At 64.1% G+C, this 16,404-nt stretch carries 15 protein-coding genes; 4 read left to right on the top strand and 11 right to left on the bottom strand.

From position 1 onward, the window contains the following. Positions 1-14: 14 nt before the first annotated feature. Complete coding sequence (locus NIM87_RS15590) at positions 15-992, top strand: patatin-like phospholipase family protein (protein ID WP_254675623.1); 978 nt, start codon at positions 15-17, stop codon at positions 990-992. On the opposite strand, the gene NIM87_RS15585 is transcribed toward NIM87_RS15590, so the two are convergent. The 5 genes from NIM87_RS15585 to NIM87_RS15565 form a co-directional block, all read right to left on the bottom strand. Beyond that, positions 993-1,964 (bottom strand): NAD(P)-dependent alcohol dehydrogenase, encoded by a 972-nt coding sequence (locus tag NIM87_RS15585; protein WP_254675622.1) that lies wholly within the window; start codon positions 1,962-1,964, stop codon positions 993-995. 11 nt (positions 1,965-1,975) lie between these two features. Then, positions 1,976-2,209, bottom strand: coding sequence for a helix-turn-helix transcriptional regulator (locus NIM87_RS15580; RefSeq protein WP_254675621.1), 234 nt, complete (start codon positions 2,207-2,209; stop codon positions 1,976-1,978). After that, on the bottom strand, positions 2,209-2,673 hold the full coding sequence (locus tag NIM87_RS15575) for a hypothetical protein (RefSeq protein ID WP_254675620.1): 465 nt from the start codon (positions 2,671-2,673) through the stop codon (positions 2,209-2,211). The genes NIM87_RS15580 and NIM87_RS15575 overlap by 1 nt, the downstream gene beginning before the upstream one ends. Before the next feature lie 119 nt (positions 2,674-2,792). After that, positions 2,793-3,251, bottom strand: a complete 459-nt coding sequence (locus tag NIM87_RS15570; protein WP_254675619.1) for a nucleoside deaminase — start codon at positions 3,249-3,251, stop codon at positions 2,793-2,795. Then, entirely contained in the window at positions 3,248-4,957 is a 1,710-nt protein-coding gene (locus NIM87_RS15565) for an alpha/beta hydrolase (protein ID WP_254675618.1), read from the bottom strand. Before NIM87_RS15565 ends, NIM87_RS15570 begins: the two co-directional genes overlap by 4 nt. Before the next feature lie 519 nt (positions 4,958-5,476). Here NIM87_RS15565 and mutL point away from each other — a divergent pair. Further along, entirely contained in the window at positions 5,477-7,273 is a 1,797-nt protein-coding gene (gene mutL / locus NIM87_RS15560; protein ID WP_254675617.1) for a DNA mismatch repair endonuclease MutL, read from the top strand. Positions 7,274-7,279: 6 nt separating this feature from the next. Here mutL and NIM87_RS15555 read toward each other — a convergent pair whose 3' ends face one another. Then, entirely contained in the window at positions 7,280-8,353 is a 1,074-nt protein-coding gene (locus tag NIM87_RS15555; protein ID WP_254675616.1) for a citrate synthase/methylcitrate synthase, read from the bottom strand. 84 nt (positions 8,354-8,437) lie between these two features. Between NIM87_RS15555 and NIM87_RS15550 the strand changes: the two genes are divergently transcribed. Continuing rightward, positions 8,438-9,571, top strand: coding sequence for a citrate synthase (locus NIM87_RS15550; protein WP_254675615.1), 1,134 nt, complete (start codon positions 8,438-8,440; stop codon positions 9,569-9,571). Here the strand turns inward: NIM87_RS15550 and edd are convergent. From edd to NIM87_RS15530, 4 genes are all read right to left on the bottom strand, one after another. Next, positions 9,564-11,378, bottom strand: coding sequence for a phosphogluconate dehydratase (gene edd, locus NIM87_RS15545; protein ID WP_254675614.1), 1,815 nt, complete (start codon positions 11,376-11,378; stop codon positions 9,564-9,566). The two genes, NIM87_RS15550 and edd, sit on opposite strands and share 8 nt — an antisense overlap. 123 nt (positions 11,379-11,501) lie before the next feature. Then, complete coding sequence (gene pgl / locus NIM87_RS15540) at positions 11,502-12,197, bottom strand: 6-phosphogluconolactonase (RefSeq protein ID WP_254675613.1); 696 nt, start codon at positions 12,195-12,197, stop codon at positions 11,502-11,504. Next, complete coding sequence (gene zwf / locus NIM87_RS15535) at positions 12,194-13,678, bottom strand: glucose-6-phosphate dehydrogenase (protein ID WP_254675612.1); 1,485 nt, start codon at positions 13,676-13,678, stop codon at positions 12,194-12,196. Before zwf ends, pgl begins: the two co-directional genes overlap by 4 nt. A gap of 11 nt (positions 13,679-13,689) precedes the next feature. Further along, positions 13,690-14,631 carry a glucosamine kinase nucleotide-binding domain-containing protein gene (locus NIM87_RS15530; RefSeq protein ID WP_254675611.1) on the bottom strand — a complete coding sequence of 314 codons (942 nt, stop codon included), beginning with the start codon at positions 14,629-14,631 and terminating at the stop codon, positions 13,690-13,692. 280 nt (positions 14,632-14,911) lie between these two features. Between NIM87_RS15530 and cobU the strand changes: the two genes are divergently transcribed. Beyond that, a complete protein-coding gene (cobU, locus tag NIM87_RS15525) occupies positions 14,912-15,448 on the top strand; it encodes a bifunctional adenosylcobinamide kinase/adenosylcobinamide-phosphate guanylyltransferase (RefSeq protein WP_254675610.1) in 537 nt (178 codons plus the stop codon). Here the strand turns inward: cobU and cbiB are convergent. Next, entirely contained in the window at positions 15,441-16,403 is a 963-nt protein-coding gene (cbiB, locus tag NIM87_RS15520; protein WP_254675609.1) for an adenosylcobinamide-phosphate synthase CbiB, read from the bottom strand. The two genes, cobU and cbiB, sit on opposite strands and share 8 nt — an antisense overlap. Position 16,404 lies beyond the last annotated feature (1 nt).

Here is a 16,404-nt window from a genome sequence, read left to right as displayed (position 1 = left end):
CTCTTCGAACCGTCTTGGATGCGGCCCCGCCGCAACGTCCACCCACGCCGCTTGAATTGCGTGGCCGGGCGCTGGCGGACCGGCTGCGCATGAAGGGTGTGGAGCGCGGCAGGATGAACACCACGAGTGGACCAAGGATCGGCGTGGCGCTGGGCGGCGGCTCAGCGCGGGGGCTGACCCACATTCCCTACATCGAGGCGATGGATGAACTGGGGCTCAAGCCATCGGTGATTTCGGGCACCTCCATAGGAGCGCTGATCGGCTCGGGCTGGGCGGCCGGCATGTCGGGCAAGGAATTGCGCGAGCATTCCTTCGAGGTTCTTGGCACCCTGCGCACCATTGCCGCAAAGCTCTGGGCCACACAGGTGCGGGGCATTGGCGGGCTGCTCAAGAACGGCATTTCCATGCAGCTTGATGCCACCAGCATTGTCGATGCCTTTCTGCCCGACAATTTTCCGCTCGAGTTCCGCGAGCTCAAGGTGCCGCTTTATGTCGTGGCCACCGATTTCCAGTCCTGGCATCAGGTGGTGTTCAATTCGGGTCTCCTGCGACCGGCCATCGCCGGATCCCTGGCGATCCCGAGTTTTTGCAAGCCGGTGGTTTATGACAACCACCTGCTGGTCGATGGCGGCGTGGTCAATCCGCTGCCGCTCGACCAGGCCGACATCGACACCGATTTCCTGATTGGCATCGATGTGGCCGGCGATCCTTCGGCCAACCTCACCAAAACCGACCACAAGGCCATCGATATCTGGTTCGGTTCAGCCCAGATCATGATGCACTCGCTGACGGCGCACATGATGGCGGCCTACCCGCCCGATATTTATATCCGGCCCCATGTCGCCAGTTTCGGCGCCATGGAATTCTGGCGGGTGCGCGAAATCATCGGGCATGCCGACAAGGAAAAAGACCGGTTCAAATGGATGCTGGAGAGCAAGATCGAGGCCTATATCCAGAACCGTATCCCGGTCATCGACAGCAACCCGAAGTAGTCACTCTGCAACGGCGATGACCACACTGCCGCGCTTGCGACCGGTATCGACATAGGCATGCGCCGCCGGCAGGTCGGCAAAGCAGAACACTCGATCGATATGGGGGCGGAAATGTCCCGCCGCGGCGAGCCGTCCCAACTCGACCACATCCTCCACCCGCTCCGTCGCCGGCCCGGCAATCATCCGCCGACCCTCGGGCCCCTTGCGCAGGCTGCCCAGCATTTCAGCCATGGCCCCTGCAATGGCGAGATAGCGGCCATCGGGTTTCAATAGTTTTTGCGCGGTGCCGAAATCCATGGCGCCCACCGCATCGGCGACAATGTCAAAGCGGTCAGCGAGCGCGGCGACATCGGTGGTCTTGTAGTCGATGACGCGATCCGGGCCTTGCGACGCGACAAGATCAAGATTGCCCGTGCTGGTGGTCGCCGTCACGACCGCGCCCTGATGCTTGCCCAGTTGCACCAGCGCCATGCCCACGGCACCCGAGGCGCCCAGGACCAACATGGTTTCACCGCGCTTCAAACCTGCCAGGCGCAGGTAGTGCAGCGCCGTCGTCCCGCCAAAGCAAAGCGCGGCGGCCTGGTGAAAATCCAGGCCCTCGGGCAGCTTCGCCATCGGCCCGGTTTCGGAAACGAGGGCATATTCGGCATGCGCGCCCATCTTGATGCCGACAAAGGCATAGACCGCGTCGCCGCGCTGGAACCGCGTCACGCCCTGCCCTACCGTCTCCACCACACCGGCGAATTCTGTGCCCAGAACCGGTTGGCGCGGACCGTTCCAGCCCAGCGCCAGCCGGCCAAGCGTCTTCATGCCAAAGGGAAAATCACATCCGCGCACTCGCACGTCGCCGGAATTGACCGTGGTTGCGTGAACGCGGATCAGCACCTCGTGGGGCTTGGGCGATGGCGTTTGCGCCTCTTCAAGGCGCAGCACTTCAGGTCCGCCATAATGGCGGGCAAACCAGGCTTTCATCCGGGTCACTCCTAAGCTTGTGGCTTGTGGTCGGCCTTCCACTGGAAGACCGCACCGATCTCGACGCCGAACACTTCGGCGATGCGGAAGGCGGCTTCGAGGGAGGGTGAATATTTGTTCTGCTCGATGGCCGCCACGGTCTGGCGGGTCATGCCAATGGCGTCGGCCAGCTGCTGCTGGGTCATTTCGCCATGGTCAAAGCGCAGGCGGCGTATCGTGTTTGAAATGGGTGGTGGGGGCGGCATCAGGCGTACCGGCGATACTGGATGATGATGGTGATCTCGCGCACCACTGCGGCAAAGGCGGTGGCGAACAGAACCAGATTGACCAGCATGATCGCTGTCGCGCCCACCGGATCAACCTGGAAGTCGGCGCGGGCGATATCGGTGATGGTCTTGCTCAGGAGCACGATGCCTACGAGCGCGAATTCGAGCAGGACCAGTCCGATGCGGTTGGAAAACGCTTCAATGCGGACTTCCAGCTCGTCGGCGGGCGGATCGAACTGTTGCTTGCCCAGCCAGGCCGCCAGCAGGCTTGCGGGCAGCATGATCGCAATGGCGAGGACAGTGCACCAGACGAACCTCCAGAACAGCGCGTCGCCATCGAACATGCGGACCGAATAGTCCGCCCACACCGACCAGAAATACCACCCGAACGTCGCCAGCGACGCGACGACGGAAATCCAGGCCACTTTTTCGCGCATGGTCATGTGTGAGCCTCCAAATGGAAAATATTGTTTCCCCTATATCGATCACACCAAACATTATGTCAATGATTTTTTACATGGCGTGATATAGAGCGAACACCGGCGCTGGATAGGTCGGGGATCTAGTCCCGGAGCTTTTTGAAAAAGTCCACCAGCATCGCCTCGGCGCGGCCGGCCGAAAGCCCGCTGATCACCTCGGGCCGATGGTGGCAGGTAGGCTGCTCGAACAGGCGCACGCCGTTTTCGACCGCTCCGGCCTTGGTGTCTTCTGCCGCGAAATAGACGCGCCGCAGCCGCACATGGGCGATGGCACCGGCGCACATGGCGCAGGGTTCGAGCGTGACATAGAGATCGCAGCCATCGAGGCGCCCGGTTCCGCGCGCTTTGAGCGCCGTGCGAATGGCGAGCATTTCGGCATGGGCGGTCGGGTCGCCCAGCGCCTGCATGCGATTGCCCTCGGCGGCCAGCACGCGGTCGCCCTCCATGATCACCGCACCCACCGGCGCCTCGCCACGCGCCGCCGCTTCAGCAGCCAGCGAGAGCGCCAGGTCCATTGGCTTGTCTGAGGTGGTCGGGGTCATTTGCGGATCACGGCATAGTCGTCGGGGTCGATGGCCAGTTTCAGCGCCTCCAGCGAGGCCGGTGTCCAGCCGGCGGGCTGGGTCACGGCATACCAGGCGTCGATATAATCGGCCGGGGCATAGACATGTCCGTAGCCCACGGGCGGGGTTTGCGCCAGCGCCGCATCGAGTGCCAGTTGCAGGAAGGTGACCACGGGATACCAGTTGAGCGCCGGCGATACATCGGGGCCGCGGGGTTCGTCGAACCAGTCGGGGCGTCGCCAATCGGCATCGAAGGAGAAGAACACCACCGGGTCGCTGGCATATTGCAGGAACACAATGCGCATCGGTCCCCATGGCAGACCCTCCCAGCCGCTGGCGCCGGACTGGTTCATGAAGCGGATGGCCGAGGAATTGCCGAAACGCGGTAGCCACTGGGGCGTACCCGCTTGCCGGTTCTGTGTCACCCGGCTCCAGATCGGACTTGAGAACGGCGGCCCGGCCCAGAGCGCGCCATTGAACGGATCGGCCAGCACGTCATAGACCGTGGTGGAATTCTGCGAGGCCAGCGCCCCAAGGCTCAAGCCGTGAAGATAGAGCCGCGGCCGCTCCTCGACCGGCAATTGCGTCCAATAGCCATAGACCGCGTTGAACAGCGCCTGGGCCGTTTCGGTCCCCAGTTCAGGTTCGATCCACAGCGAGAGCACGCTGGTAAGATAGGAATATTGCACCGCAACACTCGCGACATCGCCACCGTGGAGATATTCGAGCGTATCCATGGCCGCCCGGTCCACCCAGCCGGTGCCCACCGGCATGACCAGGACCAGCGCCGAGCGCTCGAAGGCGCCGATGCGCTTGAGTTCGGCCAAGGCCAGCGCAGCCCGCTCTTCGATGCTGGGGGCCGAGCGCAGCCCGACATAGGTACGCAGCGGCTCCATGGCCGGCTTGCCGGTGATCGCGGTGATGGCCGCTGCGTCGGGCCCCGATTGCACATAAAGACGCGAGTCGCGCCCGATGCTCTCCCAGTCGATCAGCGAGACAGCGCTGCCGGTTTGGTACCAATGGGCGGGCGGCTCTGCCTCGGTCGACACCAGCGCATCGAGCCGCTCGTAAAAGCCGTCGGCGGCGCGCAGGGCCGCGCGCAGGAAGAGGTTGTTGACCAGGACGCTGACCAGGGCAATCACCAGCGCCGTGGCCAAAACGAAGGCCGCTCGGCGCGGCAGGTGTGGCATCAGCCAGTGCCAGACCAGCCGGATCAGTGTCACCAGCAATTTGCCCAGTATAAGCAGGCCCGCCGCCACCGGCAGGGCCATCGAGGCGATCAGCAACGGCTGGTATTCGTCCACCGGCGCCATGCCCATCACCGCCCGCACCGAGTTCTGCCAGGTGTTGGAGTAATAGAGCGCCAGTAGCACAAGTCCGAGGCACACCAGCCCGGCAATGGCACCGAGCGCCCGCGTCACGCGCCCCGGCGGCACTTTCAGCCCAAGAAAACCCCAGAGCCAGTGGCCCAGATTGCCAAAAGCGTAACCGAGAGCAAAGCAGCAGCCGGAGAGCACGCCCTGCACAATTTCGGTGCGCGGCAGGAGCGATGGCGTCAGTGACAGCGCAAAGAACACCGCCCCGACCACAAGGCCGGGCGGGGACAGGTGATAGGCCACGTCGTCCCAAAGAGCATTGGCTCTTCGGCTCCAACTTGGCGAGGGGCGCTGCTGCATAGTGGTCATGGAACCAGCAGACCCCGGTTGGGGGGCGGGGTCAATTGATCAAAATAGGTTGGCCGGCTTGCGGATCGGTACGAGCAAAAACTTATCCTCGGGCGTAAACATTGCCTCATACTCCCTCCATCCCCACCGGCAACACGCGGTGCCGACGAAGCATCGGGTGGGGAGACGGGCCGCACCGGGTCGCCGGGGCGGGGCGTGTAACCACACCACCGGCCGCTCAACCGAAGCCACAGGCGACAGGCGGCGAAGGATGTCTAAAAACAACCGGGCCAAAGGTCAGCGCCGACAGCCCAGGGGATGAGCACCTGCAAGGGGGCCGCTCGATGCATGCGTCAGAAATCCCGATCGTGGGAAGCGGCTTTCGCCTCTTCTTTACTAATACCCTCGGGGCGAAAGCCGCTTTTCACCGTGCAACCGCGACGCCATCTGGCCGGGCGGCGCTTTGCCATGGGCACAATCACGCATTCGGGTCGGAAAGCCTCTCCGCCTCCCCTATATTGGGCATCAGGAGAATCGCCCTTGCCCATCCGACAGCTACCCGAAGACCTGATCAATCGCATTGCCGCCGGCGAAGTCGTCGAGCGGCCATCGAGCGTGGTCAAGGAACTGGTGGAAAATTCCATCGACGCGGGCGCTCGCCGCATCACCGTCACCACGGCCAATGGCGGCATGGATCTCATTCGCATTGCCGATGATGGGCATGGCATGGACCGGGATGATCTGCTGCTCTCGGTGGAGCGCCACGCCACCTCCAAGCTCTCGGCCGATGATCTCGACGACATTCGCACCCTGGGCTTTCGCGGCGAGGCGCTCGCCTCCATCGGCTCGGTGGCGCGGCTTTCGGTCGCCTCGCGCACCATAAACGCCGAAAGCGGGCTGGTGCTGGTGGTGGACAATGGCCGTCGCTCGGGCCCTATGCCGCAGGCGATGAACCGGGGCACGGTGATCGAAGTCCGCGATCTCTTCATGCAGGTCCCGGCGCGGCGGAAATTCCTTAAAAGCGCCCGGTCGGAAACTGCCGCCATCACCGATGTCATGAAGCGCCTCGCCATGGCCAATCCCGAAATCCACTTCGTGCTCGAAGGCAGCGACCGGACCGCCTCGAACTGGCCCGCCGTTACCGGCGAGGGCGCGTTGGGCGCCCGGCTCGGTCAAGTGATGGGCGCCGACTTCGTCGACAATGCCGTGACCCTCGCCACTGCACGCCATGGCATTGTCGTCGCCGGCATGGCGGGCCTGCCCACCTATACGCGGGCCAATTCGCTGTCGCAGTTCTACTTCGTCAATGGCCGTTCGGTGCGCGACAAGGTGCTGGTCGGCGCCGTCCGCGCGGCCTTTGCCGATTATACCTTCCGCGACCGTTTCCCCGTGGTCGCGCTCTATCTCGCCATTGATCCGGCCGAGGTTGACGTCAATGTCCATCCGGCCAAGGCCGAATTGCGCTTCCGCGATCAGGGCGCGGTGCGTGGCGCCGTCATCAAGGCCATCGGCTTGGCGCTGGCTGCCGCAGGCTTCAAGGCATCCACCAGCGTGGCCGAGGATATTCTTGGCGCCTTTTCCGCGCCGGAAATGGCCGCGCCCTCCGCGCCTGCCCCCGGCTATCAGCCCCCGCGCCCGAGCTGGCAGGCCGACCGCGCGCCGTTGCAATTCGACCGCCAGCCGGGGCGCTTCTCCGGCTTTACCGAGCCCAGTGCTCGCGTCGAGCCGGTAGACTACGCCCTCGAACCCGTGGATTTTCCGCTGGGCACGGCGCGGGCACAGATGTTCGACAATTACATTATCGCCCAGAACGAGGGTGGGCTCCTGCTGGTCGATCAGCATGCCGCCCATGAACGGCTGGTCTATGAGCGGTTCAAGGCGCAATTGGCATCCGGCCCGGTGCCGAGCCAGGCGCAGCTCATCCCGGTAATTGTCGAATTGCCCGAGGAAGATTGCGCACGGCTCGAAGAGGCGGCGCCGGAGCTCGAACGGTTCGGGCTCTACCTCGACCGCTTCGGCCCCCGGGCCATTGCCGTGCGCGAAACGCCGGCGCTGCTTGGCAATACAGATATTTCGGGGCTGATACGCGACCTCGCCGACGGCCTTGCCGAATGGGACAGCGCCGCCGCGCTCACCGATAAGATGGAAGCCATCATTGGCCGCATGGCCTGTCATGGCTCGGTGCGCTCGGGCCGGCGGCTGCGCGTCGATGAAATGAATGCCCTCCTCCGCGACATGGAAGCAACGCCCCATTCGGGCCAGTGCATCCATGGCCGCCCCACCTATGTGGAGCTGAAGAAGGGCGATATCGAGCGCCTGTTCGGGCGGAGCCGATGAGAACGGTCAGGCGGCCTTGGGACCGATGTACCGGCTTTGCGGCCGGATGAGCCGTCCGGTTTCGATCTGCTCATGAGCGTGAGCAATCCAGCCGCCGGCACGACCGGCAGCGAAGACGCCGGTGAAAGCATCGCGAGGGAAACCGAGGGCTTCCAGCAACAGGGCGGTGAAGAACTCGACATTGGTTTCCAGCACGCGGCCGGGCTTGGCTGCCCGCAGCAGCGCCAGTGCCTCACGCTCCACGGCTTCGGCCAAAGCGAGGCGCGCGGCGTCCATTCCGCCCGCGGCACCGAGACGGCTGAGCGCGGATTTGAGGGCATCGGCCCGCGGATCACGGACACGATAGATGCGATGACCAAAGCCCATCAACCGCTCACCGCGAGCCAGTTCCGACGTCAGCCATGACCGCGCGTTTTCTGGCGCCCGGACCGCATCCAGCATGTCGAGCACCGGCCCCGGCGCGCCGCCGTGTAGCGGCCCCTTGAGCGCCCCGAGCGCCGCCAGCACCGCGGAGGCATAGCCGGCTCGGGTCGAGGCGACGACGCGGGCCGTAAAAGTCGAGGCATTGAGGCCGTGATCAGACACGGTGACGAGATAAGTGTCGAGCGCCCGGACCTGCTCGGCGCTGGGCTGCGCGCCAGTCAGCATCACCAGCATGTCCTCGGCATGGCCGCGCCCGGCATCTGGCGGCACGGGTGATTTGCCCGACTTGCCGCGGATCAGCGCGGGCACGAACACTGCTGGTGCTGCAATCTGCAAAAGGGCGGCGGACTTATCCTCCCCATCGGGCAGCCGGGCCATAATGGCGCGGAGGCCTTCGGTGATGGGCAAGGACAGGAGATCAGTGTCGAGCCGCGCCACTCTCTGGAAGGCCAGCAGGCGCGCTTCTGCCAGCTCGCTCCGCAAAGTGTCTTCGCTGCCGGGAAACAAATCGCCCAGCAGGAGGGCGAGGACTGCTTCATAGGTCTTGCGGCCCGCCAGGGCATCGAGGCTATGACCGCAGATCACCAGGCGTCCGTTGACGCCGTCGACTTCACTGAGACGGGTTTCGGCGGCAATCACATCATCGAGGGCAGACATCTTGCTTCTCCTTGCGGTTTCACTTCAAATCACGCTAATCAAGATTGACGTCAATCTTGATTGCATAAATCAATGTGAGGCCCAATGAACTGGTTGACCGCAGAAGAGGCGCTGGTCCGTTTGGGCACCAAGCCGCAAACGCTTTATGCCAATGTCAGCCGGGGCCGGATCACCGCCCGGCCCGACCCGGGGGATCCGCGCAAAAGCCTCTATCGACAGGACGATGTCGAGCGCATGGCTAGCCGGCAGCAAGGCCGGCGACCGGCCCGCACGGTTGCCGCCGAGACCATTGCCTGGGGCGAGCCGGTACTGGAAACCAGCATTGCCACGGTAGCGGATGGGCGCCTGCTCTATCGCGGCCAGGATGCTTCAAGTCTGGCAGAAACCGCAACATTGGGGGCAATAGCGCGGCTCCTCTGGAATGCCGGGGCGGAAGTAGACTTTGCCGGACGGGCGCGGGCCCTGGCCCCGGGCATGGCGGCGGCCTATCGGGCTGTTGCGGAGCTGGCGGTGACGGACATGCCATCGGCTGGGCGCAATCGCACCGTCCTGTTGACCGATGCCGCCCGGGCCGTGTCCTTCCTCACCGGGGCGCTGGCGGCACCGGGAACAGATCCGGTGCATGAGCGGCTGGCGCGGCAATGGGGACACCCTGAGGCGGCCGATGCGATCCGGCGCGCATTGGTGCTGCTGGCCGAGCACGAGCTCAACGCCTCGACCTTTGCGGCGCGGGTGACGGCATCGACCGGTGCGCCACTTTCGGCCGCCGTCCTCGCAGGACTTGCGGCGCTTTCAGGGCCGCTGCATGGCACGGCCAGCCAGAGCATGGCGGGGCTGGTTGATCGCGCCCGCGCGCAAGGCGCCGAGGCAGCTATTCGCGAACAGCTTCGCCAGGGAAACGCCCTGCCCTGCTTCGGGCATCGGCTTTATCCCGAGGGCGATGTGCGGGCCAAGGCGTTGCTGGCGGCTTTCGAGGTGCCAGAGCTTTTCGGGAACATGGTCGAGGCAGGGGAACGGTTGAGCGGCGAAAAGCCGAATGTGGACTTTGCGCTCTGTGCCCTCACCGAAGCCTTCGCCCTGCCGGCTGAGGCGCCGTTGCATATCTTCGCGCTGGCGCGCAGCGTGGGCTGGATCGCCCATGCGCTGGAACAGATCGAAACGGGCGCGCTGATTCGGCCGCGCGCCCGTTACACCGGCCCGGAAGCCAGGATCAGTTGAAGACGCTGGCGCCCTTGTCGGCGACGCCAACGAGGCTGCGGAAGCCGGCGAAGAGTTCGCGGCCCATGCCGAAATGCTGGCTGCGCAGGTCCTCGGTGGCGGGGGTGCGGGAGAAGAATTCCTTCTCGTCGCCGAGGAAGGTCAGCGTGCCCTCATTGGCATCGAGCCGGATCATGTCGCCGTCGCGGATCTTGCTGATCGGACCGCCGTTCATGGCCTCTGGGGTCATGTGGATGGCAGCGGGCACCTTGCCCGAGGCGCCGGACATGCGGCCATCGGTCAATAGAGCCACCTTGAAGCCGCGATCCTGCAGGACGCCAAGCGCCGGCGTCAGCTTGTGCAATTCGGGCATGCCGATGGCGCCGGGGCCGGAGAAGCGCACCACGGCGATCATGTCGCCGGTCAGCTCGCCCGCCTTGAAGGCTGCCTGCAGGCCTTCCTGGCCGTGGAACACCCGGGCGGGCGCTTCGACCACGCGATGCTCGGGCTTGACGGCAGAGACCTTGATCACCGAGCGCCCGAGATTACCCTTGAGGAGCTTGAGGCCGCCGGTCGGCTGGAACGGCGTCTTGGTGCTGGTCAGCACCTTGGGCAGCGCGCTTTCCTCGGGCGCCTGCTCGAAGCTCAGCGCATCCTCTATCAGCTTGGCTTCCACCGTGTAATTGGACAGCCCAGCCCCCCAGACGGTCTTGACGTCCTCATGCAGATAACCGTCGTTGAGCAGTTCCTTGATGAGGAAACCCATGCCGCCGGCCGCATGGAAATGGTTCACATCGGCCACGCCGTTGGGATAGACGCGGGCGAGGAGCGGCGTTGCGTCCGAAAGGTCGCTCATGTCGTCCCAGGTCACCTGCAACCCGGCGGCAGCGGCCATGGCGATCAGGTGCATGGTATGGTTGGTCGAGCCACCCGTGGCGTGCAGACCCACAAGGCCGTTCACGATCGCCTTTTCATCCATGATGTGGCCAATGGGCGTATAGTTATTGCCAAGCGCGGTCAGCGACAACGCTCGCTTGGTGGCTTCGCGGGTCAGTGCATCGCGCAGCGGTGTGCCTGGATTGACGAAGCTGGCGCCGGGCAGGTGCAGGCCCATGATTTCCATGAGCATCTGGTTGGAATTGGCCGTTCCATAGAAGGTGCAGGTGCCGGCCGAATGGTAGGACTTGGACTCGGCCTCGAGCAGTTCGGCCCGGCCGACCTTGCCCTCCATATAGAGCTGGCGGACCTTGCTCTTCTCGTCGTTCGGCAGGCCCGAGGGCATGGGACCGGCGGGAATGAAAACGGCCGGCAGATGCCCAAAGCTCAGCGCCCCGATGACGAGGCCGGGCACGATCTTGTCGCAGATGCCGAGATAAACCGCCGCGTCGAACATGTTGTGAGAGAGCGAAATAGCGGTGGCCATGGCGATCACATCGCGGCTGAACAGCGACAGGTCCATCCCAGGCTGGCCCTGGGTAACACCGTCGCACATGGCCGGAACACCGCCCGCCACCTGCGCGGTGGCGCCGATCTCGCGGGCCGCCTGCTTGATGATCTCGGGATAGAATTGATAGGGCTGATGGGCGCTCAGCATATCATTGTAGGAATTGATGATGCCCAGATTGAGCGTCTTGTTGCCAGCCAGCGCCGCCTTCTCGGAGGGGCTGCAGGCGGCAAAACCATGGGCGAGATTGCCGCAGGACAGGGCCGAGCGATAGACGCCCTGCTCCTTGGCGGCGTCGAGGCGGTTGAGATAGTCGCGACGGCTGTCGCCGCTGCGGGCCGCAATACGGTCGGTCACGTCCTGGATGGCTTGGCGAACAGTCATGCATTCACTCCAATATCTCGCAAGGTCGCGCCAGAAGGGGGCCGCTGGCGCGGAAGTCCTTGCATCAAAATACTGGCACCTATTGGCGGCCGGAGCGGTCGATTGGGGACCGCCCCAGGAGCCTCAGGGGCACCAGTAAACTGTTACCGGCGCGCCCGAGCGCAGCACGGCGCGGATCGGCATGTCCGCGACCGGACCATCGCCCAGCGCCGCGTCGAGCACATTGGCCTTCTCCTCACCTTCGATGTGAAGGTAGAGGCCATCGGCCTCCAAGAGGCGGGGCAAGGTAAAGGTCACGCGCGGTTCGCCGGCGCCGGGCGCGCGGATGGCCAGGGTCGGGCCAGCGCCGGTCAAGGCGGCGTCCAGCGTGTCGCCGCCGGGGAAAAAGCTCGCTGTATGCCCGTCATTGCCCATGCCCAGGATCACGGCGGCAAAGGGCTGCGGCAGGTCTGCCATCAAGGCATTTGTCCTGGCAATCGCTTCGTCTGTCGGCTCGTCGCCACCCGAATAGAGCGGGAAGAAACGCGCTGTCGCGGCGGGGCCTTGCAGCATTTTCTCGTTGACCAGCATGGCATTGGAGCGGTCGCTGGTTTCGTCGACCCAGCGCTCGTCGACCAGCGTCACCACGACCTTGTCCCAATCAATGGTCTTGGTCTTGCCCAGAGCCTGGAAGAACTTTGCCGGGGTCGAGCCGCCGCTGACCGCAATGGCGGCCGAACCACGCTCGGCAATGGCGGCGTTGATGCGCTCGGCTACCGCCTCGGCCAGTTCCTTGGCAAGGGTCGGCTTGTCGGCAAAGCTGCGGCGGTCAATGCTCACGAGTGCGGGCCCTCATACCAGGTGCGACCGTCCCGTTCGATCAGCGCCACGGCGCCGCTCGGGCCCCAGGTTCCGGCGGTGTAAGTCTGGGGCGGCTCGGAGGCGCGGTCCCAGGCTTCACGGATCGGATCGACCCAGCGCCAAGCCGCTTCCAACTCATCGCGGCGCATGAACAGCGTCTGGTTGCCGCGCACCACATCGAGCAGCAGGCGTTCGTAGGCTTCGGGCGTGCGCTCGGTGAACGTCTCGGCGAACGAAAGATTGAGCGGCACCTGACGCAGGCGCATGCCGCCCGGACCCGGGTCCTTGATCATCATCATCATCTTGACGCCCTCATCGGGCTGCAGGCGGATGATCAGCTTGTTGGCCTTGGGCGCACCCTCGGCATGATCAAAGATCGAATGCGGGATCGGCTTGAACTGGATGCAGATTTCCGAAACACGCTCGGCCATGCGCTTGCCGGTGCGCAGGTAGAACGGCACCCCGGCCCAGCGCCAGTTGTCGATTTCCGCCTTGAGCGCCACGAAGGTCTCGGTGTGGCTCCCCTTCTTGTCGTCGGGCAGTTCATCCTGGTAGCTGGCAACCGAGGCGGTCTCGGATTTGACGCCGCGGTACTGGCCGCGCACCGTCTTGGCTGCTACTTCGCCATTGGTGATGGGCCGCAGGGCACGCAGCACCTTGAGCTTTTCGTCGCGCAGGGCATTGGCGTCGTCGCTGGCCGGCGGCTCCATGGCCACAAGGCAGAGCAGCTGCAGCATGTGGTTCTGGATCATGTCGCGCAGGGCGCCACTCTCGTCGTAATAGCCGCGCGTACCGGCGCCGACCGATTCCGCAACGGTCAGCTGCACGTGGTCGATGTGGGCGGAATTCCAGATCGGCTCGAACAACGTATTGGCAAAACGCAGAGCGAGCAGGTTCTGCACCGTCTCTTTGCCCAGGTAATGGTCGATGCGATAGACCTGATCTTCCTTGAAAATCTTGGCGACGCCATCGTTGATCTCGATGGATGATGCCAGGTCGTGGCCCAGGGGCTTTTCGATGACGACGCGTGCGTCGCGGCGATAAACCTTGGTCTTGGCAAGCTGCTCGGCGATAGGCTCGAAAAGATCGGGCGCCACGGCCAGATAGAAGGCGCGCACCACGTTGGCATCGTCCCGCAGGGCCTTCTTGAGATCGCCCCAGCCGGCCTCATTGGACACGTCGTTGACCACATAGGAGAAGATGGAGAGGAACCGCTTGGTGACGGCGGGGTCCTGATAGTCTTTCTCAACGAACTGGCTGACGGCGTCGCTGGCCAGCGTCTGGAACTCGGCGTCGCTCAGCTTGGAGCGAGACACGCCGATGATGCGGCTCTGTTCGTCGAACTGCCCATCCTTGAATCGATGGTAGAGCGCCGGGATCAGCTTGCGCTTGGTCAGGTCTCCGGTGGCGCCAAACACCACATAGTCGAAGGGCTGGACGGGAATGATGCGGCTGGACAAATCGGGGTCCCTTAATTTGACGCGAAGTTCTGTCTGGCGAGGATCACCGCGCCATGCAGGGGTTCGTATTTGGGCAGGGCGACAAAGTCACCATAATGCTGCGACAGAATGGGGAAGAGGCGGTGCCCCAGTCCCCCGACAATGGCCATGACTGAGGCGCCATGACCCTTGAACCAGTTCACATAGGTATCGACATAGCCCAGTTGGATGGCGAGCATCTTGTTGGCGACCGGGTCGTTCTTTTCGAGATAGTCGAACAGCAGCGGCATAAGCTTGCCGAATTCGCCGGGCGCCCGGCCCACCAGCGCATCGTCGCAGCCTTCCGAACCGTCGCGGCTCAATAACTGGAGATCCATTTCGGTGGCAAACGACCAGGTCATGACGCCCTGATTGTCGCCGCCCAATGCTGCAATGACCGCCTTGGTCAGCGGCGAGGCTTCAACCAGCCCGTCCTCAGCCTCGACAGCATAGCGGGCGAGTTCGCGACCGAGGATGGCACCCGACATCTGGTCGCCGATGTGAAAGCCCCAGCCGCCGGCCTGATGGCGGGTCCCATTGACGATGGACATGGCCGCCGAACCGGTGCCGATGATGACAACGCCACCCTCTTCGCCACCCAGCGCCCCAGCATGGGCAATGTCGATATCGTCGTACACCTTCACCCCGGCGAAGGGCCAGGGGCGCGCGGCAAAGGCATCGCGCGCCGAATCCATGCGCCCGCCAGCCATGCCGAAGCAGGCATAGGTGTTCGCGGCCTCGGCAAAGTCGACGCCGGCGGCCTTAAACACATCGCGCGCGCCGTCGCTGATTGCCTTGAAAGCGGGTTCGCCACCGTCGATTTGCAGGTTTGAGCGGCCGTTCTTGACCTCGGCCAGTGTCTCGAGATGCTCGTTGGCCAGGCGCACGCGGCAATTTGTGCCCCCACCGTCAACGCCAAGGTAATATCGGGACACGAAAGGCAACTCCGTCGGAAAGGAGGGGAACTGAAAGGCCAGGGGCGAATGCCCTTACCCATGCTCCCAAACTAGGTGGTCATTTTCGCGCGGACCATAGTGCGAAAGACGCTAAGACGAAAGTAGTAGGCCCAAGAAAATGCACCTGCCAAGGCGTGCTTTTGCATGGCTTGCGTGCGCGACCGGCCCAGGAGCGGAACGGCTTGCCCCCTACCCTCGTTTGGGGCGAAGGTATCACTAACATATCCGGGCCGCGGCGGCGCCCGTAGAGGAAGGCACCATGACACGACATTGCCTGGTTCTGGGCGGCGCTCGCTCGGGCAAGACGGCCTTTGCAGAGCGGCTGGCGCTACATGCCGGTTCGCGCCCGGCATACCTGGCCACAGCAGACATTCTCGACCACGAAATGCGCGACCGGGTCTCGAGCCATCAGGCCAGCCGGGGCGAGCGTTTCACCACTATCGAGGAGCCCACCGAGCTTTCGCACGCCATATTGAAAGCCGGCGGTAAGCACGATGTCATTCTGGTCGATTGCCTCACCCTCTGGATCACCAATCTGCTGATTGCCAATGCCGATGTCGCCACCGCCGTCAGCGAATTGTGCGCCACCTTGGTGGAATTCCATCAGGCCAAGGTGATTCTGGTCAGCAACGAAGTGGGCTTAGGCATTGTGCCCGATAACGCGATGGCGCGAACATTCCGCGATCTGGCGGGCTCGGCGCATCAACGGCTGGCGGAGATTTGCGACGATGTTTATTTCATCGCCGCCGGACTGCCGCTGACCATGAAGGGCGACGCGCCCCCAGCCCTTAACTGAGCAGCAGCATCACTGCCAAAACGGCACTGACGCCGAGCAGAACATCAAGCGTTCGCCGGTAGAGCAGCACCGCCAGGAGGATATCGCTGGGCCCGAGCGCCGGCTTGCCATCGCCAAAGGCAGGCAGGTCGACCAGTTCGCCATCATAGCTGCGAGGCCCGCCGAGCTTGAAGTTCAGTGCCCCGGCAAAGGCAGCTTCGGGCCAGCCGGCATTGGGCGAATCATGCTTGGGCGCATCGCGCCGGGCAATGGCCCAGGCCCGGCCTGGACTGGCGCCAGAGACGAAGAAACAGGCAGTGGTGACGAGAACGGCGGTGAAGCGGGCGGGGATCCAATTCAGCACATCGTCGAACTTGGCCGCTGCCCAGCCATAGTCGCGATAACGATCGTCGAGATGGCCGATCATGCTATCGGCGGTGTTGACGGCCTTGTAGAGCGCAATCCCGGGCAGGCCGAACAGCACCAGGAAGAACCATGGCGCAACCACCCCGTCCGAGGTGCTTTCAGCCAGCGTTTCGATGGCGGCGCGGGCAACGCCCGCCTCGTCAAGCGCCTGAGGGTCGCGGCCAACCACATGGCTGACGGCTTCGCGGCCCGCCTCGAGCGAGCTGCGCAGGGCGTCGGAGACGGCGGTTACGGCCCGACCGAGTTCCTTTTGCGCCAGGAAGGCCGTGGCCAGCAACATCTCCACCACCCAGCCGAGCGGCAGCCATGAGAGGATGGTGCGGATACCAACCGTGACGATCAGCACCGAAAGCAACAACAGGCCGAGCGCGACAATGCCCGCAAGCTTGCGCTGCGCCGGCGTGCGCTTCTGTGTATTGAGGCGGGTCTCGCAAAAACTGATCAGCTTGCCGAACCACATGACCGGATGGCCAATGCGCTGCACCAGCGCTTGCGGGTAACCGAGCTGCCGTTCGATGGCGAGCGCCAGGGGTGAAATCAGAGGCTCCAAG

The sequence above is a fragment of the Devosia ureilytica genome, from assembly GCF_024273195.1.
GTDB classification, from domain to species: Bacteria; Pseudomonadota; Alphaproteobacteria; order Rhizobiales; family Devosiaceae; genus Devosia; species Devosia ureilytica.
This window is presented reverse-complemented; position numbering and strand designations above follow the sequence as displayed.

Bases quoted from the DNA above. Each gene is read 5' to 3' on its own strand.
- NIM87_RS15585 (WP_254675622.1), bottom strand. From the start codon at position 1,964: ATGAAAGCCTGGTTTGCCCGCCATTATGGCGGACCTGAAGTGCTGCGC.
- NIM87_RS15580 (WP_254675621.1), bottom strand. From the start codon at position 2,209: ATGCCGCCCCCACCACCCATTTCAAACACGATACGCCGCCTGCGCTTT.
- NIM87_RS15575 (WP_254675620.1), bottom strand. From the start codon at position 2,673: ATGACCATGCGCGAAAAAGTGGCCTGGATTTCCGTCGTCGCGTCGCTG.
- NIM87_RS15570 (WP_254675619.1), bottom strand. From the start codon at position 3,251: ATGACCCCGACCACCTCAGACAAGCCAATGGACCTGGCGCTCTCGCTG.
- NIM87_RS15565 (WP_254675618.1), bottom strand. From the start codon at position 4,957: ATGACCACTATGCAGCAGCGCCCCTCGCCAAGTTGGAGCCGAAGAGCC.
- NIM87_RS15555 (WP_254675616.1), bottom strand. From the start codon at position 8,353: ATGTCTGCCCTCGATGATGTGATTGCCGCCGAAACCCGTCTCAGTGAA.
- NIM87_RS15550 (WP_254675615.1), top strand. From the start codon at position 8,438: ATGAACTGGTTGACCGCAGAAGAGGCGCTGGTCCGTTTGGGCACCAAG.
- edd (WP_254675614.1), bottom strand. From the start codon at position 11,378: ATGACTGTTCGCCAAGCCATCCAGGACGTGACCGACCGTATTGCGGCC.
- cobU (WP_254675610.1), top strand. From the start codon at position 14,912: ATGACACGACATTGCCTGGTTCTGGGCGGCGCTCGCTCGGGCAAGACG.